This is a genomic window from Streptomyces soli (assembly GCF_003999195.1).
GTDB classification, from domain to species: domain Bacteria; phylum Actinomycetota; class Actinomycetes; order Streptomycetales; family Streptomycetaceae; genus Actinacidiphila; species Actinacidiphila soli.
In genome coordinates, this window is the sequence record NZ_RJVR01000192.1 from 1 (window position 1) to 23816 (window position 23816).

The window sequence follows — 23816 nt, forward strand, 5'->3', positions numbered from 1 at the left end:
CGCGCCGCCGTCGCCGTACGCGCGCCAGCGCCCCCGGCGCCGTCGCCGTCGCCCAGGCCGAGCCCACGGCTGCCGTCGAGGCACCCGCCACCGACGAGCCCAAGCCGGCCCGGCGCCGTCGCCGCACCCGCTCGGGCGCTGCGACCAGCGACAGCTGACAGCCGGCTCTGAACGGCGAAGGGCCGGCCACCGTCTCGGTGGCCGGCCCTTCGCCGTTTCGACGGCCCGGACAGGGCCGTGGGCCGTAACGGGCCTTACGCTGGGGAGGCCCGTCACCAGCCGTGCCCTCCGAAGGAGCCTCCGTGTCAGCCGCGTCGCAGCCCACGCGCACCGCCACCGCAGCCGCCGATCGCGCCGCCGGCGGCCCGGAGCCGGAGCGGCATGCCGGGGCGACGGTGGACTTCACGCTGCTGGCGGTGGCGATCGCGGGCGTGTCGCTGTCGGCGCCGCTGATCGCGGCGACCGCCGCGCCCGCGCTGGCCATCGCCTTCTGGCGGAACGCCATGGCCGTGGGAGCGCTCAGCCCCTTCGCCCTCGTACGACACCGGGGCGAGCTGCGCCGCATGGGGCGGCGCGCCCTGCTGCTGTCCATAGCCGCCGGCGCCGTACTGGCCCTGCACTTCGGGCTGTGGCTGCCGAGCCTGTCCATGACCTCGGTCGCCTCGTCGACAGCCCTGTGCACGACCACCCCGATCTGGACGACTCTCTTCCTCCGCATGCGCGGCCACCGACCCCCCACCCTTGTCTGGGCCGGCACCCTCCTCGCGGTCGTCGGCGTCGTGATCCTCACCGGCGTCGACCTGTCCCTCTCCCCCCGCGCCCTCGCAGGCGACGCCCTCGCGCTGGGCGGCGGCATCGCGGCCGCCGCGTACGTCCTCCTGGGCGCCGAAGTCCGACGCACCGTCAGCACGACCGCGTACACCTACGTCTGCTACTCGACCACCGCCGTCGTCCTGCTCGCCGCCTGCCTGGTCTCGGGCTCCGCCCTCCACGGCTACGACGGCACCACCTGGGCCAAACTCGTCGCCCTCACCGTCGCCGCCCAACTGCTCGGCCACAGCCTCCTCAACCGCGTCGTCCGCGGCCTCGGCCCCTCCACCACCTCCACCGCCATCCTCCTCGAAACCCCCGGCGCCGCCCTCATCGCCGCCCTGTGGCTCGGCCAAACCCCGCCGGTGGCGGCCTACCCGGCGCTCGGCGTGATCCTGGTGGGGCTGGCGCTGGTGGTGCGGGCGGGCCGGCAAAGCGCATAGCCCACCGCACGGCCCCGGGCACCCCGGCCCGACGGAGGGGGCACTCTCCCCCAGACTCCGTCCGGGGGGACCCCCACCCAGCCTTCGGCCGGAGGACCCCCACCCAGACGGAGTCTGGGGGAGAGTCCGGCGCAGCCGCCCCGAAGCCTGCGAAGCAGTGAGTGCGAGGACGGCAGAAGGGATCAGAGCCAGCCGTTGCGGCGAAAGCCGCGGTGGATGGCGAAGCAGACGGAGAGCATGCCAATGAGGACGACGGGGTAGCCGAAGCGGGTGTGGAGCTCGGGCATGTGGTCGAAGTTCATGCCGTAGACGCCGGTGATCATGGTGGGGACGGCGAAGATGGCGGCCCAGGCGGTGATCTTGCGCATGTCCTCGTTCTGGACGACGGTGGCCTGGGCGAGGTTGGCCTGGAGGATGGAGTTGAGGAGGTCGTCGAAGCCGATGACCTGCTCGTGGACGCGGGCGACGTGGTCGGCGACGTCGCGGAAGTACTTCTGGATCTCGGGGTCGACGACCCGCATGGGCCGCTCGCTGAGCAGCTGCATGGGCCGCAGCAGAGGCGAGACGGCCCGCTTGAACTCCAGTACCTCGCGCTTGAGTTGGTAGATGCGGCCCGCGTCGCCGCCGCTGCGCGGGGTGCGGCCCTGCACCGCGGAGAAGACGTCGATCTCGACCTCGTCGATGTCGTCCTGGAGGGCGTCGGTCACCGCAAGGTAGTCGTCGACGACCTGGTCGGCGATGGCGTGGAGGACGGCGGAGGGGCCGTGGGCGAGCAGCTCGGGGTCGTCCTCGAGGCGGTGACGGAGGGCGCGGAGCGAGCCGTGGCCCCCGTGCCGGACGGTGATGACGAAGTGCCGGCCGGTGAAGACCATGACCTCGCCGCTCTCGACCACCTCGCTGGTGGCGGTGAGTTCGGCGTGCTCGACGTAGCGGATGGTCTTGAAGACCATGAAGAGCGTGTCGTCGTAGCGCTCCAGCTTCGGCCGCTGGTGCGCCATCACCGCGTCCTCGACCGCCAGCGGGTGCAGTCCGAAGACCTCAGCGATGCCGGAGAACTCCTGCTCCGACGGCTCGTGCAGGCCGATCCACACGAAACCCTTGTCGCCGCTGCTGTCGCCACCCCGCACCTGGTCCAGGGCCTCGCGCGGGCTCAGGTGGTCGCTGGCGCGGCGGCCGTCGCGGTAGACGGCGCAGTCCACGACCGAGCTGGGGACGGCCGGGCGGCCGGCGGTCGGGCCGTAGTCGTACGAAGCGTGGCTCTTGCGCAGGCTGGGGCGCGGGCGGACGACTGCGCGCAGGTCGCGGATCATCGACATGGCAAGCTCCTTCACGGACTGGCCGACGGCGTGACGACGCCGTACTGAAATGCTGATCAATGCAGGGTGATCACAGCGCAGTTCAGGGAGCTCTTCCGGTGCGTGGTGCGTGCGTCCGTATGACGGCGACGCAGACAGCACGTGGCGACTGCCACTCGCGGAAAGTCAGAGATTCCGGGATTCCGGGTTTCGCGGCTGGGAGGCCGGGAAGGGAAGCGTGGGGATCAGTGCGAGAGTCGCCGGGCGGAAGAGCTGCCGGTACTGCACGGTCGACTAGGATCCATTGCAGCCCCCACCTCCTCCTGCCGATCCCCGCTTGGGGAAGACCTGTTGGCGATTTACTCAGCCAGCGGCCCAGCCTACCAGGGGGCTGAGGCGTTACCTCGGCACTTTGCCCGTTCGATACGCGCTCTATGCTCGCGTCATGGTCGAGGTACTGGAGCTGGTGGAGGCGCGGCTGCGCATGGCGTTCGGCGAGCCGGACGCCCGGGCGGCGGTGACTTTCCTCGGTACGGAGCGGATCGAGGTGCTGCGTTTCGTCGACGGCGACATGCTGCGTTACGTCACCCTCGGCATGTCGCGCGAGCCGATGAACGATCCCCTGGCCGCCGTCGCCGACCCCCTGCGCGGGCCGCGCGCCGAGCTGGTGCTCTCCCTCCGGGCGGGTCGGGCCTCCGGCGCCGACACGGACAAGGTGCTGCGGCCGCTGGCGGTCCTCGCCGCATCCCCCCGGGTCGAGGGTGTCGTCGTCGCCCCGGGCAACTCGCTCGACGTCGGCGAACCCCTGTGGCCCGCGGCGCCGTTCTCGGCGGTGCTCGTGGCCGAGCCCGGCGGCCTGGTGGAGGCCCTGGCCCTGGAGGCGCCGCTCGATCCGGTGCGCTTCTTCCCGCTGCTGCCGATGACGCATACGGAGGCCGCCTGGAAGCGGGTCCATGGCGCGGCCGCGTTGCAGGAGCGGTGGCTCCAGCACGGCACGGATCTGCGTGACCCGGTACGCGGCCCGGTGTCGCTCGGCTGAGGCGATCCGCGGAGACGCTCGGGAAGCCCGGCGCGCCGATCCGTGCCGGACGGGTGATCGTCCTTGACGCGGGCACGGCGCGGGAGGACTGTTGGGCGGTATGAGGGGCGAACCCAGTTGCCCGAAGTGCGGTGGCCGGGTCCGAGCGCCCGGCCTCTTCTCCGATTCCTGGCAGTGCGACGAGCACGGCGCCGTCCATCCACTGCAGCCCGTCGTCCCGCCGAGCGTCGAGGCGCTGAGCGTGGTCGTGAACCGCGCGCATGTGCCGGTGTGGATGCCGTGGCCGCTGCCGGTCGGCTGGCTGTTCACCGGCGTGGCGTCGGCGGGCGACGACCGAAGCGGCGGGCGGGCGACGGCTGTCGCGTGCTCGGGCCCCGGGCCGCTGGGCGGTCCCGGTGAGATGGTACTGGTGGCCGAAGAGCTGGGAGTCGGGCTCGGTGCCCGCTTCGCGGGCATTCCGGGACCCGATCCGGGTCCACAGATGTGTATCGGCAGGCCGCCGGCCGCCAAGGTGATCGCCGCGGGGCGGGTGACGCCGCTGTGGCATGTGGCCGGCGTGCCGGCCGATCGCGCGGTCTTCGCAGGTGAGTCGTTCGGACTGTGGCTGTGGGCGGTGGTCTGGCCGGAGGAGGCCGGGCTGCTGATGTACGACGAGTTGATACTGACCGATCTGCGGGATGCCGGCGCGGAGGTCGAGCTCGTGCCGTGCGGGGCGCTCTCACCACGTCTGTTGTAGTGAACGCTCTGCGGACAGGTCCCTGGAATTCAAAGGCGTCCAAGGCCGTTATCCTGGTATTCGCATCCCCGCATCTATAGCCGACCGCCTTGGAGTTCAACCGTGCGCATCGACCTGCACACCCACTCCACGGCATCTGACGGCACCGACACCCCGGCCGAGCTGGTCCGCAACGCGGCCGCCGCGGGCCTGGACGTCGTCGCCCTCACCGACCACGACACGGTGGGCGGATATGCGGAGGCCCAGAAGTCCCTGCACGAGCTGACGGTCCCGCTCACCCTGGTGACCGGCGCCGAGTTGTCCTGCCGGATCGACGGTGTGAGCCTGCACCTGCTCGCGTACCTCTTCGACCCGCGCGAGCCCGAGCTGTTCCGCGAGCGCGAGCTCGTACGGGACGACCGGGTGCCGCGCGCCCGCGCCATGGTCGCGAAGCTGAACGAGAACGGCGTCCCGGTCACCTGGGAGCGCGTCGCGCAGATCGCCGGGGACGGGGCGGTGGGCCGCCCGCACATCGCGCAGGCGCTGATCGAGGCGGGCCTGGTCGGCAGCATCTCCGAGGCCTTCACTCCGCAGTGGATCGGCCCGGGCGGACCGGCGTACGTCGAGAAGCACGAGCTCGACCCCTTCGAGGCAGTACGCCTGGTCAAAGGCGCTGGCGGCGTGACGGTCTTCGCCCACCCGGCGGCCGTGAAGCGCGGCGTGTGCGTGCCGGACAGCGTCATATCCGACCTCGCGGCGGCCGGCCTGGACGGCATCGAGGTCGACCACATGGACCACGACGAGCCCACCCGGGCCCGACTGCGGGGCCTCGCGGGGGAACTGGGTCTGCTGGCCACGGGGTCGAGTGACTACCACGGCACCCGCAAGACGTGCCGGCTCGGCGAGTACACGACGGACCCGGAGGTATACGGCGAGATCGCGCGGCGCGCCACGGGCGCCGTGCCGATCAGCGCCGTCTAGCGCGATTCCCCTCCGGCCCCCGTCCCTCCCTCAACCCCGCCTGTCCGCAAACGCCGGACGGCCTGAAAGCTCATGAACCTCTTCGACCCGACCCTCTTCGGGTCCGTCTTCGTCACGCTCTTCGTGATCATGGACCCGCCCGGCATCACGCCGATCTTCCTCGCCCTCACCTCCGGCCGTGCCACGAAGACCCAGCGGAAGATGGCCTGGCAGGCCACCCTCGTCGCACTCGGCGTCATCACCATCTTCGGCATCTGCGGCCAGCAGATCCTGGACTACCTGCATGTGTCGGTGCCCGCGCTGATGATGGCGGGCGGGCTGCTCCTGTTGCTGATCGCGCTCGATCTGCTCACCGGCAAGGCGGACGAGCCGACGCAGACCAAGGACGTCAATGTCGCGCTCGTGCCGCTCGGCATGCCGCTGCTGGCGGGGCCGGGGGCGATCGTGACCGTGATCCTGGCGGTGCAGAAGGCGGACTCGGTGGGGCAGCAGGTGTCGGTGTGGGTGGCGATCGTGGCCATGCATGCCGTGCTGTGGCTGACGATGCGCTATTCGCTGCTGATCATCCGTCTGATCAAGGACGGCGGTGTGGTCCTGGTGACCCGGCTGTCCGGGATGCTGCTCTCGGCGATCGCCGTGCAACAGATCGCCAACGGCATCTTCGGCTTCATCCGCGGCGAGGGGTAGCTCGTAGTGGGTAGCCAAAGGGCCCTGTACGTCCTCGTACAGGGCCCTACTGCGTAAAGCTGTCTCCCCTACTCCGCCGGGCGGATGTAAAGGCGCTGGCCGGTTTCGGCAGCCTGCTGAACGATCTTCTTGACGGAGGCGGCGTCCACGACCGTGCTGTCGACGGCGGTGCCGTCCTGGTCGTTGAGGCGCATGATTTCGAAGCGCATGGGCTTCTCCCTTCGTCCGGGCACTCCTCCATTGGAGCGGTGAGCTGCTTCACAGCCATTGCTTGTCCGTTAAGTCTGGATTGCGAGGCGCACTTGTCGCATCTCGGATCCCCACTTACATGACTGAACAACGAAGCTGCCCAGGAAAACATTCCCTACGCTAACGAAATCCTTTCGGAGCCTAACTACTCGCCGGTAGCTGCTCCGGTTGTGCGCGCACGGCGGGCCGCCGGACAATGTGACCTCTATGAACGACGACGTCCTGGCCGCCATCGAGCGGACCAACGAGCTCCTGCAACGCGTGCTCGCCGAGGTCGCAACCACCCCGGCCACCCATGCGGTCTTCGTCGACGCCGGGTATGTGTACGCCGCCGCCGGCCGCCTCGTCGCGGGCACCGAGGACCGGCGGGCCTTCGAGCTGGACGCCGAGGCGATCATCGAGGCCTTCATCGACAAGGCCCGCGCGCTCTTCCCCGACAGCCGGCTGCTGCGGGTCTACTGGTACGACGGCGCCAGGCGCCGCATCCACACCCCCGAGCAGGAGCGGATCGCCGAGCTGCCGGACGTCAAGGTGCGGCTCGGCAACCTCAACGCCAGCCGGCAGCAGAAGGGCGTCGACTCGCTCATCCGCTCCGACCTGGAGTCACTCGCCCGGCACCGGGCCATCAGCGACGCCGTGCTGATCGGCGGCGACGAGGACCTGGTCTCCGCGGTCGAGGCCGCGCAGGGCTACGGCGCCCGGGTCCACCTGTGGGGCATCGAGGCCGACAGCGGCCGCAACCAGGCCGACCCGCTGCTCTGGGAGGTCGACAGCCAGCGCACCTTCGACCTCGACTTCTGCAAGCCGTACATCACCCGGCGCTCCACCCCCGCCTATGGCAGCGACCTGCCCGGCAGCCCGGGGATCATCCCGACGCGCGAGGACGTGCACTTCGTCGGCGCCCGGGTCGCCGCGCAGTGGCTGTCCACCCGCGGCCGCGAGTCGCTCGCCGAGCTGCTGCCGGGCCACCCGTATCTGCCGCCCGCGTACGACCAGGAGCTGCTGGTCGAGGCCGAAGGAATGCTCAACATCTCCCTGCGCGGCCACGCCGACCTGCGGCGCGTCCTGCGCGACGGCTTCTGGGAGCACCTGCAGGCGCAGCTTTAGGGCCTGTCTTGTTGATCTCCGTGGGGAAGGAGCGGGGTCTGGTAATCCACAAGACAGGCCCTAAACGCTTGCCCAGAAGGCGGTCAGCGCCTCGGCGGTGGCGGCGGGCTGCTCGGAGTTCGGGGAGTGCTCGGCGCCGTCGATCACCACCCGTACGGCGGAGAGGCGCTCGGCCATGTCGTCCAGCCAGGGGCAGGGCCAGGCGTGGTCCGCGGCACCGGAGATGACCAGCTTCGGGAGCGGAACGGCGGCCAGTTCGGCGACCCGGTCGGGCTCGGAGATCAGCTGCCGGCCGGTGACGACGAGCAGCTCCGGGACGTTGGCGAGCCAGCGGCGGTGCATGAAGTCGTCGACGGCGCCGGTGACTTCGGGCACGGTGGCAGGGACGCCGGCGTCCTCCACGTCCAGTTCGCGCATGGCCTGCCAGACGGTCTCCATGTCGGCGACCGCGAGCGCTTCGAGCAGCATCTTCGTACGGGCCTGCTGCTCGGCCTCGATCGCGGCCGGGCCCGAGCTCATGACCGTCAGCGACGCCCACCCCTCCGGTCCCGTCTCCAGCACCGCCCTGCGGGCCACCAGGCCGCCCAGGGAGTGCCCCAGCAGGTGCACCGGGCCGGGCAGTGCCTCGGCCTGGGCGACCACGTCGGCCGCCAACTCGGCCTGGGCGTAGGGCGCCTCGGAGCGCGGGCCGCCTGTCTCGTGCTGGCCGCGGCCGTCCACGGCGATCGTACGGAAGCCGAACGCCGCCAGCGGTTCGAGCAGCGCGATGAAGTCCTCCTTGCTGCCCGTGAAGCCCGGGACCAGCAGCGCCGTGCCCCGGACAGCTGTCCCGGCGGGCGGCGTCGCGTCCAGTACCGCGAAGGACCCGCGGGCCGTCTCCAGCCGGTGGGCGCGGGCGTTGTCGGGCAGCGTGAGGAAGGGAGGCCTGCTCATGCGGTCGAGGCTAGCGGTGCCGGGTTACGGGCCCCGAGCCGGACTCCATCCATCAGGCAATAGGCTGCAGACATGACGGAGACGGAGACGGCGGCCATCAGTCAGGCGCTGCTCGACCAGGCACTGGTCGAGGAGGCCCTGAAGAAGTCCGGCCTCGTGTGGGTCGCGGCGGGCGCGGGCGCCGAGGCGGCCGCACCGCAGGCCCTGTGGCACGCCTGGGTGGACGGCGCCGTCTGCGTCGTCGGGGACGGCGAAGGCGAGCAGCCGCTGCCCGGCCTCACCGACGGCGGTACGGCCACCGTGACCGTACGCAGCAAGGACAAGGGCGGTCGCCTCGTCGCCTTCCCCGCCAAGGTCGTCGAGCTGGAACCGCGCGGCGAGGCCTGGTCGGCCGCCGTCGACGAGCTCAAGGGCAAGCGCCTCAACGCCCCCGACGCCGAGACCATGACCGACCGCTGGGCCCGCGAGTGTCGCGTCCTGCGCCTCGAGCCCGCCGGCGAGCTCACGCAGCACCCCGGTGCCATGCCCGACGGTGGTGGCGCAGCGGCGCCGGTGCCGACCTCGGCCACCACCCGCCAGGCCATTCCGGCCGGCCTGCCGAAGCTGCTCTTCCGCCGCAAGCGCCGGGCCTAGCCGGGCTGTGCCGGCCGCCGACGCGCCTGCGGCCACCACCGTCGGAGGCGCGCTCGTTGCCGGGCGCGGGCCGGTTGGGCCGGCCTCCCCCGAAGCTTCCTTTGGGTGATGGGGAGGACGGCCTACCCCCAACCCGGGCTATGACGTGACTGACTTGCCGTAGTCCACGACGTGATCCGCGTCCGGCGCGCGCAGCGTGAAGTCCTTGCCCCAGTCCGCCAGTGTGAGGGTGCCCGCGCCGCCTGCGCGCTCGTAGCGCAGCGGGTACGGCTTGCCCTCCAGGGACACGTCCAGCGTGCCGCCGGAGCCGCCCGCGCCGGTGAGAGCGATCGTGCGGGTGCCGCCGACGGAGCGGTGGTCGCCGATCGCCAGGTCGCCGTCCAGGACGAAGAGGCCGTCGAGCAGGACCTTCTTGTCGGTGAAGCCGCTGAACTGCTTGTAGGCGGGGTCGCCGGTGGGCACCTTGACGTACTTGTTCTTGAGCTTGTCGCCGACCTCGTCGCCGTAGAAGCCGGCCCCGGCCTTGAGGTACAGGTCGTCGCCGACCCGCAGCAGCTGGAAGGTGCTGCCCTTGGCCGTGACCTGCCCGAGGCCGCCGTTGCCGCGCAAGCGCATGTCCAGCTTGTACGTGCTGCCGTTGCTGGAGACCGTGCCGGACAGCCGGACCGTGGCGGCCGCGTCGGCGGCGGAGCGGGCGCGCTGCTCGATGGTTTTGGGCGGGAGCTTGGCGACGCCGTTGGTTCCCGCGTCCGGATCGCCCGCGCATCCCGTCGTACCCACGAGCGCGAGTCCCGCGCACATCACCCACCAGAGGAAAGCGGCTGACCGGCGGCCGGGAAACACGTGGGATCTTCCTCCTACGGCAAAAAGCGTGCGCGAAGCGGGCCCGAAGCTACCGCAGCGTACCGCCGTCGCACGAGACCCCCTACGGGACCCAAGGAGCCGTCCGGCGCGCCCCCCATGATCCTGGCGAGCTAGCCTGAACACGCGTCATCGCCGGAAAGCCACGCAGCAGAACGCCAGGAACACCGCGAAGAGGAGGTCACCGCATGCCTGCCGGTACCTTCCGGGTCTTCGTCTCGCATCTCGCCGGCGTGCCGGTGTTCGACCCCAACGGCGACCAGGTCGGCCGGGTCCGGGACGTGGTGGTGATGCTGCGCGTGGGCGGACGCCCGCCGCGCGTGCTGGGCCTGGTGGTGGAGGTCGTGAGCCGCCGGCGCATCTTCCTGCCCATCACCCGCGTCACCGGCGTGGAATCGGGCCAGGTCATCACCACCGGCGTAGTGAACATGCAGCGCTTCGAGCAGCGCCCCACCGAGACCCTGGTCCTGGGCGAGCTGCTCGACCGGCGCGTCCGCCTCACCGAGACCGGCGAGGAGGTGACCGTCCTCGATGTGTCGATGGTGCGTCTGCCGGCCCGCCGCGACTGGGAGATCGACAAGGTCTTCGTACGGAGAGGCAAGGGCGGTGCGCTGCGGCGGCGCGGGGAGACGCTGACCGTCGAGTGGTCGGCGGTCACCGGCTTCTCGCTCGACGAGCAGGGGCAGGGCGCGGCGGCGCTGCTCGCGACCTTCGAGCAGCTGCGCCCGGCCGACCTGGCGAACGTGCTGCACCACCTCACGGCCAAGCGCCGCGCCGAGGTCGCGGCGGCCCTGGACGACGACCGGCTCGCCGACGTGATGGAGGAGCTGCCGGACGACGACCGGGTCGAGATCCTCGGCAAGCTCAAGGAGGAGCGCGCGGCCGACGTCCTGGAGGCGATGGCCCCGGACGACGCGGCCGACCTGCTGTCCGAGCTGCCGGAAGCGGACAAGGAGAAGCTCCTCGCCCTCATGCAGCCGCACGACGCGGCCGACATGCGGCGCCTGCTGGCGTACGAGGAGCGGACGGCCGGCGGTCTGATGACCACCGACCCGATCGTGCTGCGCCCCGACGCCACCGTCGCCGACGCCCTCGCGCGGGTCCGCAACCCGGACCTGTCCCCCGCGCTGGCCGCGCAGGTCTACGTCTGCCGGGCCCCGGAAGAGACGCCGACCGGCAAGTACCTGGGCACCGTGCACTTCCAACGGCTGCTGCGCGACCCGCCGTTCACCCTCGTCGGCTCGATCGTCGACAGCGACCTGCGGCCGCTGACGCCGGACAGCTCGCTGCAGGGTGTCACCAGCTATCTGGCGACGTACAACATGGTCGCGGCTCCCGTCGTCGACGAGAGCGGCTCACTGCTCGGCGCGGTCACCGTCGACGACGTCCTCGACCATCTGCTCCCCGAGGACTGGCGGGAGACCGACTATGGCCGATGACCGCCCCCGCGTCCGCCTGGACCAGCCACGGGTTCGGCGGCGCAATCTGCTGCCCACCTACGACCCCGAGGCGTTCGGGCGGCTGTCGGAGAAGATCGCCCGCTTCCTGGGCACCATGCGCTTCATCGCGTGGATGACGGCGGTCATCATCGCCTGGGTGCTGTGGAACGCCTTCGCGCCCGCCCATCTGCGCTGGGACCCCTACCCGTTCATCTTCCTGACCCTGATGCTGTCCCTGCAGGCCTCGTACGCCGCTCCGCTGATCCTGCTCGCCCAGAACCGCCAGGACGACCGCGACCGCGTCAACCTGGAGCAGGACCGCAAGCAGAACGAGCGCAGCATCGCGGACACCGAGTATCTGACCCGTGAGGTGGCGTCGCTGCGGATGGGACTCGGCGAGGTCGCGACCCGCGACTGGATGCGCTCCGAGCTCCAGGATCTGGTCAAGGAGTTGGAAGAGCGGCGTCTGGTCGACGCGGGTGACGAATCCGACGACCGGGCCTCCTGACCCGAGCCGTACCATCGACGGTATGGCTACCGAAACGTACACCCCCCCTACCGCCGACGCGGTGCGCACCGCGCTCGCGACGGTGAACGACCCGGAGATCCACAAGCCAATCACCGACCTCGGCATGGTGAAATCGGTCGACATCGCCGAGGACGGTGCGGTCAAGGTGGCCGTCTACCTGACGGTGTCGGGGTGTCCGCTGCGGGACACGATCACGCGTGAGGTCACCACGGCGGTGTCGGCGGTCGCCGGTGTGACCGGTGTGACGGTCGAGCTGGACGTGATGAGCGACGAGCAGCGTCGTGAGCTGACCTCCTCGCTGCGCGGCGGCCAGGCCGAGCGCGAGATCCCCTTCGCCCAGCCCGGCTCGCTGACCCGGGTCTACGCGGTCGCCTCCGGCAAGGGCGGCGTCGGCAAGTCCTCGGTGACGGTGAACCTCGCCGCCGCGATGGCGGCGGACGGGCTGAAGGTCGGTGTCGTCGACGCCGACATCTACGGCCACAGCGTCCCGCGCATGCTCGGTGTGGACGGCCGGCCCACCCAGGTCGAGAACATGATCATGCCGCCGTCCGCGAACGGCGTGAAGGTCATCTCGATCGGCATGTTCACCCCCGGCAACGCCCCCGTGGTGTGGCGTGGCCCGATGCTGCACCGCGCCCTCCAGCAGTTCCTGGCGGACGTCTACTGGGGCGACCTGGACGTGCTGCTGCTCGACCTGCCGCCGGGCACCGGTGACATCGCGATCTCGGTGGCCCAGCTGGTACCGAACGCCGAGATCCTGGTCGTCACCACCCCGCAGCAGGCGGCGGCCGAGGTCGCCGAGCGGGCCGGCTCCATCGCCGTACAGACCCACCAGAAGATCGTCGGCGTCGTCGAGAACATGTCGGGCATGCCCTGCCCGCACTGCGACGAGATCGTCGACGTCTTCGGCTCGGGCGGCGGCCAGAGCGTCGCCGAGGGCCTGACCCGCACGACCGGCGCCACGGTGCCGGTCCTCGGCCAGATCCCCATCGACGTCCGCCTCCGCGAAGGCGGCGACGACGGCCGCCCGGTGGTGCTGACGGACCCCGAGTCCCCGGCCGGCTCCGCCCTGCGGGCCATCGCCGGCAAGCTCGGCGGCTGCCAGCGCGGCCTCGCGGGGCTGTCGCTGGGGATCACGCCGCGCAACAAGTTCTGACGGCTCTCGCAGCTGACGCCGGGGCGGGCTTCGCCCCCGGCGTCAGCCGGCGCACGCTGTGATGTCCTTGACGACGGCCAGCCCGAGCCCGTACGCGCTCATCCCGCGCCCGTACGCGCCCAGGTGCACCCCCCGCGCGGATCCGGCCAGGACCCACCCGTACTCGGACTCGCGGTAGTGGAACGCGGTAGGCACGCCGTCCACCGGCAGGGTGAGCGCCGACCATCCCGGGCCGTCGAGCGCGTCGGCCAGGTCCCAGGCGATGGCCGTCTGCTGGTCCAGCCAGGCCTGACGGAGGTGGCGCTCCATCATGGTCGGCCAGGTGCAGGACAGCAGGCCGGACCCGGCGAGCCAGGCAGCGGACGAGACGGATGTGGCGTCGAGCACACCGGTGCCGTCGGCGCTGCGCCGTAGGGGCCGGTCGGCGACGGACACCACGACCGCGAAGCGGCGGGTTTCCGGGGTCGGCTCGACCTTCACCGAGGGCTCGTCACCATGGCCCACGGAGCCGTGCTCCACAGTGCCGTCGGCGCTCATGCCGATTGGGGTGAGCCAGCGAGGGCCGGTGAAAGCCTCGTCCAGCCCGTACCAGGGGAAATCGGCCTTGAGATAGCCGTCGATCGGACGGGAACGTTCCGCTGTATCAGCTGTCGTCTCCACGCGCGGCGCCTCCTCAATAGGGCAAACAAAGGGAGAATAGCCACTCGCGGTGCCTGATCGGGGCAGGGGCCCCGATCAGGTGGCGTCGGAGTCGTACGGCGGGGGCTCACCGGGGTCGAGACGGTCTCGCTTGCGCAGCATGTCCGGCGTGTCGGACGAGGCCGAGGAGGACCCCGACGAGGAGTCCCGGCCGTGCACCGCGTCGGTCAGCGTGGCCGCTTCCTCGCGGAAGTCGAAGCCGTTGCGGATGTCCTTCAGCCCCAGCTCGTCGTTGTCCATCAGCTGCTTGCGGACGAACGTCTTGGGGTTGAGGTCCTCGAACTCGAAGTCCTTGAACTCCGGGCCCAGCTCCTTGCGGATGTCCTCCTTGGCGCTGTCCGAGAACGCCCGCACCTTGCGGATGAAACTCGAGACGTCCTGGATGACCTTCGGCAGCTTGTCCGGGCCGAAAACGAGCACGGCAAGGATCGCGAGCGCCACTATCTCCAGCGGGCCTATGTCGAAGAACACCCTGCAGCTCCTACGTAAACGAACCGGCAGACCTCACCGTACCTGGCGACCCTGGCAAAGCGGGAGGGGCCGCCCTTGTCAGCTTGTTGTGGCGTCGGCTTCGTGTGGCGTCAGCTTCCTGAGGCGCTGCCGAGCGTAAGTTGTGCGGTGTGTTGCTCGCCGTTGCGCGTGAGGGTCAGCGTGAGGTGGTCGCCCGGGCGGTTGCTGCGGATGCGCACGATCAGCTCCGCGCCGCTGTGCACGCTCTTGCCGTCGACCGCGGTGATGACGTCGCCCTTCCTGATGCCCGCCCGGTCGCCCGGGCCGCCCTTGGTCGGCTCTTCGCTGACCTGGGCGCCGTCGCCGCTGTACTGCATGTTGACGCTGACGCCGATGACCGGGTGGGTGGCCTTGCCGGTGCTGATCAGCTCTTCGGCGACCAGCTTGGCCTGGTTGATCGGGATGGAGAAGCCGAGGCCGATACTGCCGCCCTGGCTGCTGCCGCCGAACGGGTCGGAGCCGGGGTCGGCCGAACGGATGGCGCTGTTGATGCCGATGACCAGGCCGCCCTCGTCGACCAGGGGGCCGCCGGAGTTACCGGGGTTGATGGGGGCGTCGGTCTGGAGGGCGTCGACATAGCTGACGTCGGTGCCGTCGCTCTGGCTACCCGCGGTGATGGGGCGGTGGGTGGCACTGATGATGCCGGAGGTGACGGTGCCCTCCAGGTCGTAGGGGGCGCCGATGGCCACGACGGGGTCGCCGACCCTGACCGCGTCGGAGTCGCCGAGGGCCAGCGGGCGCAGGCCGGTGGACCCGGAGACCTTGATGACAGCGAGGTCGTAGCCGCTGTCCCGGCCGGTGACCTCGGCGTTCTTGATGACCTGGCCGTTGTTGAAGGTCACGGAGATGCCGCCGCTCGTGGCGGACTCCACGACATGGCTGTTGGTGAGGATGTGGCCCTGGCCGTCGAGTACGAAGCCGGTGCCGGTGGCCTCGCCGCTGTCGGTCTTGACGTGGATGTAGACCACCCCGGGCAGTGTCCTGGCGGCTATACCCGCGATGCTCTGCGGCGCCCGTGCCTCCGCCTGGGCGGAGGCGGAGGCGGTCGCCTGCGGCAGGCTCACCCGGCTCCCCCCGTCGCCGTTGTGCGACCGTACGTACGCTCCGGCGGCCCCGCCCAGCACTCCGGCCGCCAACGCGACCGCCAGCAGCCCGGCGACCGTCCGGCGCCGCCGCCGCCGTTCAGGGGTGGGCGAGGGCGAGGGCTGGGACGGCGTCCAGGGGTCGTACGCCTGCCAGTGGCCGACGGAAAGCGGCTGCACGGGCGGGGCGGGCGCCCAGGGGCCGGGCGGCCCGTAGGGCGGGGTGTCGTACGGGTCCGGGGTGTGGCGCGGCACGGGCGACAGCGCCGCCTGTACGGGCTCTGGGGCGGCCTCTACGGCCTCGGGGGCAGCAGGGGGTGCGGCGGGCTCGGTATCCGGCCCTGCGGTCGGTTCCGGGCGGCTCCACCACTGCGGCCCGGCGGCCTTCCCCACGCTCATGCACTCCCCTACGACGGACGACCTGCGGACGACGACCTGCACTCACTGGGATTGAACCAGGAGTCGGCGCCGCCCGCAGCCGTCGGTCAGGGGGTGGCCGAGGCGTTGCCCAGCAGCGGGATCGGGGAGTCCAGCAGTGCGGGCACGGTGGGAGTGACCGTGGGGGTCGGGCTGGCGGAGGAGGTCGCGCGGGACCCCTTCCGGGGGGTCGTGGTGACCAACTGTCCGGTGTCCGGAAGGACCAGCGGGCGGGCCACCGACACCACAGGTGTGCTCGCGACCCCGGGCGAGGCCGGACCGGCCGCCGAGGCGGACGGGGAAGCCGACGGCACAGGCGCCGACACCGGGCTGACCGCATCGCCGGCCTGCCCCCGTGTGCCGCGCACGCCCCGCACATCGGCGACGTCGGAGGCCCGTGCGCTCAGCGGCGTCACCGCAGAGCCCGGGTCGTCCGAGCCAATGTCGGCCGCGCCTTCGAGCGGCAGCGCGCCACCGAGGGCGATCGCCGCCATGGAGAAAGCGCCGGCCGCTGCGAAGGCGAACCGCCGGCCCCGCTTGGCGTTCCCGGGCCGCTCGACCTCGTGTATGCGGAAGCCGCTGGTCGGCTCGGGCGCCGGGATGAAGCCGTCGCGCCGCCTGCCGAAGACATTGCCGCTGAGCCGCTGGCCGCCGAGGCTGGTCGCCTCGATCACGCCTTCGCGCTGGTCGTCCTTGTCTCCGCCGCCCTTGCCGCCACTGCTGCCATGGTCGTCACCGCCGGGCAGTCCCTGGAGCCGGGCCAGCAGGTCGGCGGACAGGGCGGGCGGGGCCGCGGCGGCCACCGCGTTCTTCAACTGCCGCTGATCGTTCGCGGCCGCTTTGCAGCCCGGGCAGGTGGCGAGGTGCGCGAGCACCCGTTCCCGGGCGTCGTCGTGCAGCTCTCCATCGACAAAGGCGGCGAGGCGGTCGCCGAGGTGATGTTCGGCAGGCGTGAGGTGCTCGCCGGTCCCGTTCACGTTCTCCCGCCCTCCAGGCCCGGCTGGTGGGTCGCGAGGGCCGGCGCCTCCCCGGGGCGGGCGGCGGGGGCTCGGTGCTCCAGTGCCTTGCGCAGGTGCGAGCGGCCACGGTGGATCCGGCTGCGCACGGTGCCGAGCTTCACGCCGAGCGTCGCCGCGATCTCCTCGTACGAAAGGCCCTCGATGTCACAGAGCACGACGGCGGCACGGAACTCCGGCGCAAGGGTGTCCAGCGCCTGCTGCACGTCGGCGTCGAAATGCGTGTCCGCGAAGTGCTGGGCGGGCGACGGCTCACGGCTGGGCAGCCGCTCCGCCGCGTCGTCGCCGAGCGCGTCGAAACGGATCCGCTGACGACGGCGCACCATGTCCAGGAAGAGGTTGGTGGTGATGCGGTGCAGCCAGCCCTCGAAGGTGCCGGGCGTGTACGTCGACAGCGAACGGAAGACCCGGACGAAGACCTCCTGAGTCAGGTCCTCGGCGTCGTGCTGGTTACCCGTCAGGCGGTACGCCAGGCGGTAGACCCGTGCGCTGTGCGTGCTGACGATCTCCTCCCACGAGGGAGGGGTCCAAGCCTGTCCGTCCCCGTCGGTGGCGAAAGTCGCGGTCGTAGGCGCGGTCGCGGTCTCGGAGTCGTCAGTGGACGGCCGGTCGTCAGCAGTATCGGTCACGGATTTCGGCTCGCCGGCCGACCTGCGGAAGCGCTTCAGCACTCCCCGGTCCTCCGCCGCAGCCGCACCTCCCCTGTCGGCTCTGGTGGTCTCCAGTAGAGCCCCTACCATATCCACCTCGCCCGTTAGCTCCGGATAAGGGCGATGCATGCGACCGCCCCCTGCTTTCTCTGCTACGTATCACTGTCTCTAACGCGCAGTCCCATCTGCGGGTTCCCGACGGCAGCGGATACAGTCGCCAACGCGAGTGCACAAGCGATACGGGGACAGCACGGGGACAGGGAGAGGGCGATTACCGGCAACCGGCAGGCGAGCTGGGCGTTCGCGGACGCCTTCGTCGCCGAGGACGACGCGCTGATACGCGCCCGCGCCCGTGCCCGGGAGGCCGGAATGCGGGTCGTCTCGCCCGGCACCGGCGCGGCCCTGCGGCTGCTCGCCGCCACCGCGGACGCCAAGGCCGTCGTGGAGATCGGCACCGGCACCGGCGTCTCCGGCATCCATCTGCTGCACGGCATGCGCCGCGACGGCGTCCTGACCACCGTCGACTCCGAGCCCGACCGCCAACAGCTCGCCCGCGCCGCCTACCGCGAGGCCGGCTTCGCCACGAATCGCGCCCGCTTCATCCCCGGCCGCGCGCTCGACGTTCTGCCGCGCCTCGCCGACGGCGGCTACGACCTCGTCTTCTGCGACGGCGACCGGCTCGAGTACCCCGAGTACCTAGCCGAATCGTTGCGTCTGCTCCGTCCGGGTGGCCTGGTCTGCTTCGAGGGCACCTTCGCCCAGGGCCGCGCCATGGACGCCGCCCACCAGGAGCCCGAAGTCGTACGCCTGCGCGAGCTGATGCGCTCCGTACGCGACCACTCCGCCCTGGCCCCGGTCCTGCTCCCCACGGACGACGGCCTGCTGTGCGCGGTGCGCCGGGGCTGAAAAGCCGACGGCTCCCGGCTGCACGTGTTTTACGTACAGCCGGGAGCCGCGAGGAATTCGGTTCGCCGGTGTCAGGCGATGGCCTTCTTCAGCGCCTCTCCGAGCGCATCCGCCTCGTCGGGTGTCAGCTCGACGACAAGCCGTCCGCCGCCCTCGAGCGGAACTCGCATGATGATGCTCCGCCCCTCCTTGGTCACCTCGAGCGGGCCATCACCCGTCCGCGGCTTCATGGCCGCCATGCTCGTTCCCCTTCCTGAAACCAGCTTCCGCAACCGGGGGCCAGGCGCCACCGGACTCGAACACATTGGTTCTCGGCCATTATCCCGCATCGTGTGACCCGATGACCAACGTCGGTTCCCATCCGTTCGAGAACCGGGTCCCACAAAACCGTTCATTTCGGTGATCACGATTGATGCACGTCACAGGTTCTGCCGCTCTGCTCCCGTATTCGCCCCCGGTGATCTCCGGCATGCTGACCCTCGTACGTGAGCCGCGACGAAGGGAACGACGACCGATATGGCCGACACCGTGCTGTACGACGTGAGCGACGGGCTCGCCACGATCACCCTGAACCGGCCGGACGCGATGAACGCGCTCAACATCGAGACCAAGGTCGCCCTGCGGGACACGCTGCGGGCGGCGGCCGAGGACCCGGCGGTGCGGGCGGTGCTGTTCACGGCGACCGGGCGGGCCTTCTGCGTCGGGCAGGACCTCAAGGAGCACGTCGGCCTGCTGGCCCAGGCGGACGGCAAGCAGGTCATGACGACCGTGAGCGAGCACTACAACCCCATCGTCACCGCCATCACCACCATGCCGAAGCCGGTCGTGGCCGGGGTCAACGGGGTCGCGGCGGGCGCGGGCGCCGGGTTCGCCTTCGCCGCCGACTACCGGGTCGTCGCCGAGACGGCGTCCTTCAACACGTCCTTCGCGGGCGTCGCCCTCACCACCGACTCCGGCGCGTCCTGGACCCTGCCGCGCTTGGTCGGCCCCGGCCGGGCGGCTGACCTGCTCTTCTTCCCGCGTACGATCCCGGCCGCCGAGGCGCTGGAGCTGGGCATCGCCAACCGGGTCGTACCGGCGGACGAGCTGGCGGGCGAGGCGGCCGCCGTGGCGCGGACGCTCGCTGAGGGCCCGACGGTCGCGTACGCGGCGATCAAGGCGTCGCTGGCGTACGGGGCAAACCACTCGCTCGTGGAGACCCTGGAGAAGGAGGACGAGTTGCAGACCCTGGCCGGCGCCTCCGAGGACCACCGCATCGCGGTGGACGCCTTCCTGAAGAAGGAGCGGCCCCGCTACGTCGGCCGCTGACGTGCGTGGCAGCCCGCCAGGTGGTCGTTGACCAGGCCGCAGGCCTGCATCAGCGCGTAGGCCGTGGTGGGGCCGACGAAGCGGAAGCCGCGCTTCTTGAGGTCCTTGGCCAGGGCCGTGGACTCCGGGCTGACGGCCGGGATGTCGGCGAGCGTGCGCGGGACGGGGCGGGTGGCGGGATCCGGGGCGTAGGACCAGATGAGCGCGTCGAGGCCACCGTCGTACGCCTCGCGCAGCGCCTGCACGGCGCGGGCGTTGGCGATGGTGGCGTCGATCTTGGCGCGATTACGGATGATGCCCGCGTCCGCGAGCAGCCGCTCGCGGTCGGTATCGGTGAAGGCCGCGACCTCGTCCGGCTCGAAGCCGTGGAAGGCCTTCCGGAAGCCCTCGCGGCGCCGAAGGATCGTGATCCACGACAGCCCGGACTGGAAGGCCTCCAGGCACACCCGCTCGAACAGCGCGTCCTCCCCGTGCACCGGGCGGCCCCACTCGGTGTCGTGGTACGCCACGTAGTCCTCGGTGGACAGCCCCCAGGGGCACCGCAGCAGCCCGTCCGGCCCGGCGACCGCGCCCCGGGCCGGCAGGGGCTGCGCCTGCGGCTGCTCAGCCATGTGAGCCATGCGCCTGGCCGTTCTCCGGCTCCTTGACCAGGGACGGCGTGCTCAGCGCGGACGCCTGCGCCCCGGCCCGCTCGGCCTCCAGCTCGGCGATCCGGGCGTCCCGCTCGGCCAGTTCGGCCCCGAGCCGGTCCAGCACCTCGTCCACGTCCACCATGCGATAACCCCGTATGGCCACCGGCAGCCGCAGGTGGTCGATGTCGGCGCGCTCCACCGGGCGCTCCCCCGGCAGCCGGTCGTCCAGCCGGTCGGGCTCCACATCGCGCAACACCCCGCCGTCGCCGAGCACGGCGAGTGCCACCGCGGCGACCACCGCGACCAGGGCGACGAGCATGAACCAGAACAAGACGATCTCCCGGTGGTCCGGACGGACGTGTACGCCACGATCGTGCCACGCCGCGCTGTGATTCGGCAGCGACAGTCAAGGGCCCGACTCCCACCGCCCTCCTCGCACTGCTCAGCCCCAGGGGGCCTTCCCACGCTTCGGATGGCTGCGCCCGACTCTCCCCCGGCCGAAGGCTGGTGGGGGTCCTCCCCCTGGCTTCGCCGGGGGTACCCCCACCGGACGGAGTCTGGGGGAGAGTGCCCACCTCCGGTGATCCGGCGAGGCGCCGTCGGCCACGGCGCAGACGCCTCAGCGACTAGGGTCGCTGGCAGGCCACTCGGCGGCCACTTCGAGGAGGACTGCGCAATGCTACGGCTGGGGACACGGGAATTCGCCCCGCACGAGCCCGTGATCATGGCGATCGTGAATCGCACGCCCGACTCGTTCTACGACCAGGGCGCGACGTTCACCGACGAACCCGCCCTGCAGCGCGTGGCGCAGGCGGTGTCGGAGGGCGCCGCCATCATCGACATCGGCGGGGTGAAGGCAGGTCCCGGCGAGGAGGTGTCGGCGGAGGAGGAGATCCGCCGGACGGTTGCCTTCGTCGCGGAGGTCCGGCGGCGGCACCCGAACGTCGTGATCAGCGTCGACACCTGGCGGCACGAGGTCGGCGAGGCCGCCTGCGAGGCCGGCGCGGACCTGCTCAACGACGCGTGGGGCGGCGTCGACCCGAAGCTCGCCGAGGTCGCGGCGCGGCATCGGGCCGGCCTGGTCTGTACGCACGCCGGCGGCGCGGAGCCGCGGACCCGGCCGCACCGGGTCGCGTACGCGGACGTCATGGCGGACATCCTCAAGGTGACCGTCGGCCTCGCCGAGCGCGCCGCCGGCCTGGGCGTCCGCCGCGACGCGATCCTCATCGACCCGGGGCACGACTTCGGCAAGAACACCCGCCACTCGCTTGAGGCGACCCGGCGGCTGCCCGAGATGGCGGCGACGGGGTGGCCGGTGCTCGTCTCCCTGTCCAACAAGGACTTCGTCGGCGAGACGCTCGACCGGCCGGTCAAGGAGCGGCTGATCGGGACGCTCGCGACGACCGCGGTGTCGGCGTGGCTCGGGGCGCAGGTGTATCGGGTGCACGAGGTGGCGGAGACGCGGCAGGTGCTTGAGATGGTGGCGTCCATCGCGGGCCACCGCGCGCCCGCGGTAGCCCGGCGCGGCCTGGCCTGACAGCGCGGGTTGTGGGAGAACGTTCCGCTGGGGGTCCTCCCCCAGCCTGGCGGCTGGGTGGGGGCACTCCCCCGGCCGAAGGCTGGGGGAGTGCCCCCACCCCCAGACTTCGTCCGGGGGACCCCCACCTCGCTTCGCTCGCCTCAGGCGGACGGCCACCCCCAACCCGGAGGGCCTACGTCGCCGCTTCCTTCGTCATCAGGGCGACCGCCTCGTCCACGTCGTCCGTCAGATGCAGGAGCTCCAAATCGATCGCGGAGGCCTTGCCGCCGTCGACGACGGTGTGGCGGACCCAGTCGATGAGGCCCTGCCAGTAGGAGGTGCCGAAGAGGACGATGGGGAAGCGGGTGACCTTGCGGGTCTGGACGAGGGTGAGGGCCTCGAAGAGCTCGTCGAGGGTGCCGAAGCCGCCGGGGAGGACGATGAAGCCGGAGGCGTACTTCACGAACATCGTCTTGCGGACGAAGAAGTAGCGGAAGTTGACGCCGATGTCGACGTAGGGGTTGAGCCCCTGCTCGAAGGGCAGCTCGATGCCGAGCCCGACCGAGACCCCGCCGCCCTCGACGGCGCCCCTGTTGGCGGCCTCCATGGAGCCGGGGCCGCCGCCGGTGATGACGCCGAAGCCCGCTTCGGCCAGGGCGCGGCCGATGCCGACGCCGGTCTCGTAATCGGGGGAGCCGGGCTGGGTGCGGGCGGAGCCGAAGACGCTGACGGCAGGGCCGAGTTCGGCGAGGGAGCCGAAGCCTTCGACGAATTCGGACTGGATCCGCATGACCCGCCAGGGGTCTTGGTGCACCCAATCCGACGGCCCCCGGGTGTCCAGCAGGCGCTGGTCCGTCGTGGACGGCTGCACCTGGCCCCTGCGGCGTACGACGGGGCCCGTCTGCCGCTCCGGCCACGCCTGGCCGTGAGTGCGGCCCTGGGCCGCCGCGTTCTCCGCTACCGCGGCATCTTCCGCGTCTGAGCTGCTCATGTCGCGCTCCTTCCGCTGCGGATCGTGCCGCCAGGGTACGCACGCCGTACGGGGGTGGATCAAGAACGCGCCGTTTAATTGCGCGTTACGTACACGCGGCTAGGAGAGCCACGCCTTGAGCTTCTCCTCGGCCTCCAGCACCGCCGCGACCGCGACGTGCTCCTCACGGGTGTGGGCCAGCTTGGGGTCCCCGGGGCCGTAGTTGACCGCGGGCACGCCGAGCGCGGAGAAGAGGGCGACGTCGGTCCAGCCGTCCTTGGGCGCCGGCTCCAGGCCGAGGGCGTCGACGAAGGCCACGGCGGAGGGGTGCGAAAGGCCGGGGAGGGCGCCGGGGGCGCTGTCGGTGAGCACGACGTCGTAGCCGTCGAAGACCTCGCGTACGTGGGCCAGCGCCTCCTCTTCCGAACGGTTGGGCGCGAAGCGGTAGTTGACGGTCACGGCGCAGAAGTCCGGGATGACGTTCGTGGCGTGGCCGCCCTCGATCAGGACCGCGTTCAGCCCCTCGCGGTAGGTCAGGCCGTCGACGGGCACCTGGCGCGGTTCGTACGCGGCGAGCCGGGCCAGGATCGGCGCTGCCTTGTGGATGGCGTTCTCGCCGAGCCAGGCACGGGCGGAGTGCGCACGCCGGCCCTTCGTCTCCACCCGCACTCGCATGGTGCCCTGGCAGCCGCCCTCGACCTTGCCGTCGCTGGGCTCGAGCAGCACCGCGAAGTCCCCGGCCAGCCAGTCGGGGTGTCTCTCGGCCAGCCGCTTCAGGCCGTTGAACTCGGCGGCGATCTCCTCGGCGTCGTAGAAGACGTACGTGACGTCGCGGTTCGGGGCGGGGAGGGTCGCGGCGAGCCGCAGCTGCACGGCGACGCCGGACTTCATGTCCGAGGTGCCGCAGCCCCACAGGATGCCGTCCGCGTCGAGCCGGGAGGGCAGGTTGTCGGCGATCGGCACGGTGTCGAGGTGGCCGGCCAGGACGACGCGCTCGGCGCGGCCCAGGTTCGTACGGGCCACGACCGAGTCGCCGTCGCGGTCGACGGTGAGGTGCGGCAGGGCACGCAGGGCCGCCTCGACGGCGTCGGCGAGGTGCTTCTCCTCCAGGCTCACGGAGGGGATGTCGACGAGCTGCGCCGTCACGGCGGCGGCGTCCTGACTGAGGTCGAGTACGGGCTGCTCCATGCCCCCGACACTACCCACCCCTCCGGACGACGCGTCCACAGA

At 71.4% G+C, this 23816-nt stretch carries 27 protein-coding genes; 13 read left to right on the forward strand and 14 right to left on the reverse strand.

What is annotated here, in order from left to right; genetic code table 11:
• The first annotated feature begins 302 nt into the window (after nt 1-302).
• The gene (locus tag EFK10_RS17975) at nt 303-1253 is read left to right on the forward strand and encodes a DMT family transporter (protein WP_127356702.1); all 951 of its coding nucleotides are present in this window, start codon (nt 303-305) and stop codon (nt 1251-1253) included.
• 182 nt (nt 1254-1435) lie between these two features.
• Here EFK10_RS17975 and EFK10_RS17980 read toward each other — a convergent pair whose 3' ends face one another.
• The gene (locus EFK10_RS17980; RefSeq protein WP_127356703.1) at nt 1436-2569 is read right to left on the reverse strand and encodes a magnesium and cobalt transport protein CorA; all 1134 of its coding nucleotides are present in this window, start codon (nt 2567-2569) and stop codon (nt 1436-1438) included.
• Nucleotides 2570-2993: 424 nt separating this feature from the next.
• Here EFK10_RS17980 and EFK10_RS17985 point away from each other — a divergent pair, with 424 nt between their 5' ends.
• The 4 genes from EFK10_RS17985 (at nt 2994) to EFK10_RS18000 (ending at nt 5970) form a co-directional block, all read left to right on the forward strand.
• The gene (locus EFK10_RS17985; RefSeq protein WP_127356704.1) at nt 2994-3587 is read left to right on the forward strand and encodes a suppressor of fused domain protein; all 594 of its coding nucleotides are present in this window, start codon (nt 2994-2996) and stop codon (nt 3585-3587) included.
• Between the two features lie 100 nt (nt 3588-3687).
• Nucleotides 3688-4323, forward strand: coding sequence for a DUF6758 family protein (locus EFK10_RS17990; RefSeq protein ID WP_127356705.1), 636 nt, complete (start codon nt 3688-3690; stop codon nt 4321-4323).
• Between the two features lie 102 nt (nt 4324-4425).
• A complete protein-coding gene (locus EFK10_RS17995) occupies nt 4426-5283 on the forward strand; it encodes a PHP domain-containing protein (protein ID WP_127356706.1) in 858 nt (285 codons plus the stop codon).
• Nucleotides 5284-5355: 72 nt separating this feature from the next.
• Nucleotides 5356-5970 carry a MarC family protein gene (locus tag EFK10_RS18000; protein ID WP_127356707.1) on the forward strand — a complete coding sequence of 205 codons (615 nt, stop codon included), beginning with the start codon at nt 5356-5358 and terminating at the stop codon, nt 5968-5970.
• Nucleotides 5971-6038: 68 nt separating this feature from the next.
• Here the strand turns inward: EFK10_RS18000 and EFK10_RS47485 are convergent, their stop codons facing one another.
• On the reverse strand, nt 6039-6179 hold the full coding sequence (locus EFK10_RS47485; RefSeq protein ID WP_164836035.1) for a hypothetical protein: 141 nt from the start codon (nt 6177-6179) through the stop codon (nt 6039-6041).
• Nucleotides 6180-6426: 247 nt separating this feature from the next.
• Between EFK10_RS47485 and EFK10_RS18005 the strand changes: the two genes are divergently transcribed.
• Nucleotides 6427-7326 carry an NYN domain-containing protein gene (locus EFK10_RS18005; RefSeq protein WP_127356708.1) on the forward strand — a complete coding sequence of 300 codons (900 nt, stop codon included), beginning with the start codon at nt 6427-6429 and terminating at the stop codon, nt 7324-7326.
• A gap of 60 nt (nt 7327-7386) precedes the next feature.
• Here EFK10_RS18005 and EFK10_RS18010 read toward each other — a convergent pair whose 3' ends face one another.
• Nucleotides 7387-8259: an alpha/beta fold hydrolase gene (locus EFK10_RS18010; RefSeq protein ID WP_127356709.1), complete on the reverse strand. Its 873-nt coding sequence runs from the start codon at nt 8257-8259 to the stop codon at nt 7387-7389.
• A 72-nt stretch (nt 8260-8331) separates the two neighbouring features.
• Here EFK10_RS18010 and EFK10_RS18015 point away from each other — a divergent pair, with 72 nt between their 5' ends.
• Nucleotides 8332-8892: a hypothetical protein gene (locus EFK10_RS18015; RefSeq protein ID WP_127356710.1), complete on the forward strand. Its 561-nt coding sequence runs from the start codon at nt 8332-8334 to the stop codon at nt 8890-8892.
• Between the two features lie 138 nt (nt 8893-9030).
• Here the strand turns inward: EFK10_RS18015 and EFK10_RS18020 are convergent, their stop codons facing one another.
• Nucleotides 9031-9693 (reverse strand): hypothetical protein, encoded by a 663-nt coding sequence (locus tag EFK10_RS18020; protein ID WP_127356711.1) that lies wholly within the window; start codon nt 9691-9693, stop codon nt 9031-9033.
• A gap of 248 nt (nt 9694-9941) precedes the next feature.
• Here EFK10_RS18020 and EFK10_RS18025 point away from each other — a divergent pair, with 248 nt between their 5' ends.
• From EFK10_RS18025 to EFK10_RS18035, 3 genes are read left to right on the forward strand one after another with little or no spacing between them, the layout of a single operon-like run.
• Complete coding sequence (locus tag EFK10_RS18025; RefSeq protein ID WP_127356712.1) at nt 9942-11192, forward strand: magnesium transporter MgtE N-terminal domain-containing protein; 1251 nt, start codon at nt 9942-9944, stop codon at nt 11190-11192.
• Nucleotides 11182-11700 (forward strand): DUF1003 domain-containing protein, encoded by a 519-nt coding sequence (locus EFK10_RS18030; RefSeq protein ID WP_127356713.1) that lies wholly within the window; start codon nt 11182-11184, stop codon nt 11698-11700. Before EFK10_RS18025 ends, EFK10_RS18030 begins: the two co-directional genes overlap by 11 nt.
• Before the next feature lie 22 nt (nt 11701-11722).
• On the forward strand, nt 11723-12877 hold the full coding sequence (locus EFK10_RS18035) for an Mrp/NBP35 family ATP-binding protein (protein WP_127356714.1): 1155 nt from the start codon (nt 11723-11725) through the stop codon (nt 12875-12877).
• Nucleotides 12878-12919: 42 nt separating this feature from the next.
• Here EFK10_RS18035 and EFK10_RS18040 read toward each other — a convergent pair whose 3' ends face one another.
• The 5 genes from EFK10_RS18040 to sigE all read right to left on the reverse strand — a co-directional run bounded on the left by EFK10_RS18040 (nt 12920) and on the right by sigE (nt 17341).
• Complete coding sequence (locus EFK10_RS18040; protein ID WP_206305492.1) at nt 12920-13537, reverse strand: hypothetical protein; 618 nt, start codon at nt 13535-13537, stop codon at nt 12920-12922.
• A 75-nt stretch (nt 13538-13612) separates the two neighbouring features.
• Complete coding sequence (locus EFK10_RS18045) at nt 13613-14047, reverse strand: sec-independent translocase (protein ID WP_127356716.1); 435 nt, start codon at nt 14045-14047, stop codon at nt 13613-13615.
• A gap of 110 nt (nt 14048-14157) precedes the next feature.
• Entirely contained in the window at nt 14158-15567 is a 1410-nt protein-coding gene (locus tag EFK10_RS18050; RefSeq protein ID WP_127356717.1) for a S1C family serine protease, read from the reverse strand.
• An 86-nt stretch (nt 15568-15653) separates the two neighbouring features.
• Nucleotides 15654-16562 (reverse strand): zf-HC2 domain-containing protein, encoded by a 909-nt coding sequence (locus tag EFK10_RS18055; protein WP_127356718.1) that lies wholly within the window; start codon nt 16560-16562, stop codon nt 15654-15656.
• Nucleotides 16559-17341 (reverse strand): RNA polymerase sigma factor SigE, encoded by a 783-nt coding sequence (gene sigE / locus EFK10_RS18060; protein WP_127356779.1) that lies wholly within the window; start codon nt 17339-17341, stop codon nt 16559-16561. The genes EFK10_RS18055 and sigE overlap by 4 nt, the downstream gene beginning before the upstream one ends.
• 147 nt (nt 17342-17488) lie before the next feature.
• Between sigE and EFK10_RS18065 the strand changes: the two genes are divergently transcribed.
• A complete protein-coding gene (locus EFK10_RS18065; RefSeq protein ID WP_206305498.1) occupies nt 17489-18157 on the forward strand; it encodes an O-methyltransferase in 669 nt (222 codons plus the stop codon).
• Nucleotides 18158-18228: 71 nt separating this feature from the next.
• Here EFK10_RS18065 and EFK10_RS18070 read toward each other — a convergent pair whose 3' ends face one another.
• On the reverse strand, nt 18229-18396 hold the full coding sequence (locus tag EFK10_RS18070; protein WP_018561471.1) for a DUF3117 domain-containing protein: 168 nt from the start codon (nt 18394-18396) through the stop codon (nt 18229-18231).
• A gap of 277 nt (nt 18397-18673) precedes the next feature.
• Between EFK10_RS18070 and chcB the strand changes: the two genes are divergently transcribed.
• Nucleotides 18674-19465 (forward strand): 2-cyclohexenylcarbonyl CoA isomerase, encoded by a 792-nt coding sequence (gene chcB, locus EFK10_RS18075; RefSeq protein ID WP_127356719.1) that lies wholly within the window; start codon nt 18674-18676, stop codon nt 19463-19465.
• On the opposite strand, the gene EFK10_RS18080 is transcribed toward chcB, so the two are convergent.
• Both EFK10_RS18080 and EFK10_RS18085 read right to left on the reverse strand, forming a co-directional pair.
• Nucleotides 19450-20076 carry a DNA-3-methyladenine glycosylase I gene (locus EFK10_RS18080; RefSeq protein WP_164836036.1) on the reverse strand — a complete coding sequence of 209 codons (627 nt, stop codon included), beginning with the start codon at nt 20074-20076 and terminating at the stop codon, nt 19450-19452. The two genes, chcB and EFK10_RS18080, sit on opposite strands and share 16 nt — an antisense overlap.
• On the reverse strand, nt 20069-20428 hold the full coding sequence (locus EFK10_RS18085; protein ID WP_127356720.1) for a DivIVA domain-containing protein: 360 nt from the start codon (nt 20426-20428) through the stop codon (nt 20069-20071). Before EFK10_RS18085 ends, EFK10_RS18080 begins: the two co-directional genes overlap by 8 nt.
• Before the next feature lie 345 nt (nt 20429-20773).
• Here EFK10_RS18085 and folP point away from each other — a divergent pair, with 345 nt between their 5' ends.
• Nucleotides 20774-21634 (forward strand): dihydropteroate synthase, encoded by an 861-nt coding sequence (gene folP, locus EFK10_RS18090; RefSeq protein WP_127356721.1) that lies wholly within the window; start codon nt 20774-20776, stop codon nt 21632-21634.
• A gap of 175 nt (nt 21635-21809) precedes the next feature.
• Here folP and EFK10_RS18095 read toward each other — a convergent pair whose 3' ends face one another.
• Complete coding sequence (locus tag EFK10_RS18095) at nt 21810-22607, reverse strand: LOG family protein (RefSeq protein WP_127356722.1); 798 nt, start codon at nt 22605-22607, stop codon at nt 21810-21812.
• A 99-nt stretch (nt 22608-22706) separates the two neighbouring features.
• A complete protein-coding gene (gene dapE, locus EFK10_RS18100) occupies nt 22707-23774 on the reverse strand; it encodes a succinyl-diaminopimelate desuccinylase (protein WP_127356723.1) in 1068 nt (355 codons plus the stop codon).
• Nucleotides 23775-23816: the final 42 nt, after the last annotated feature.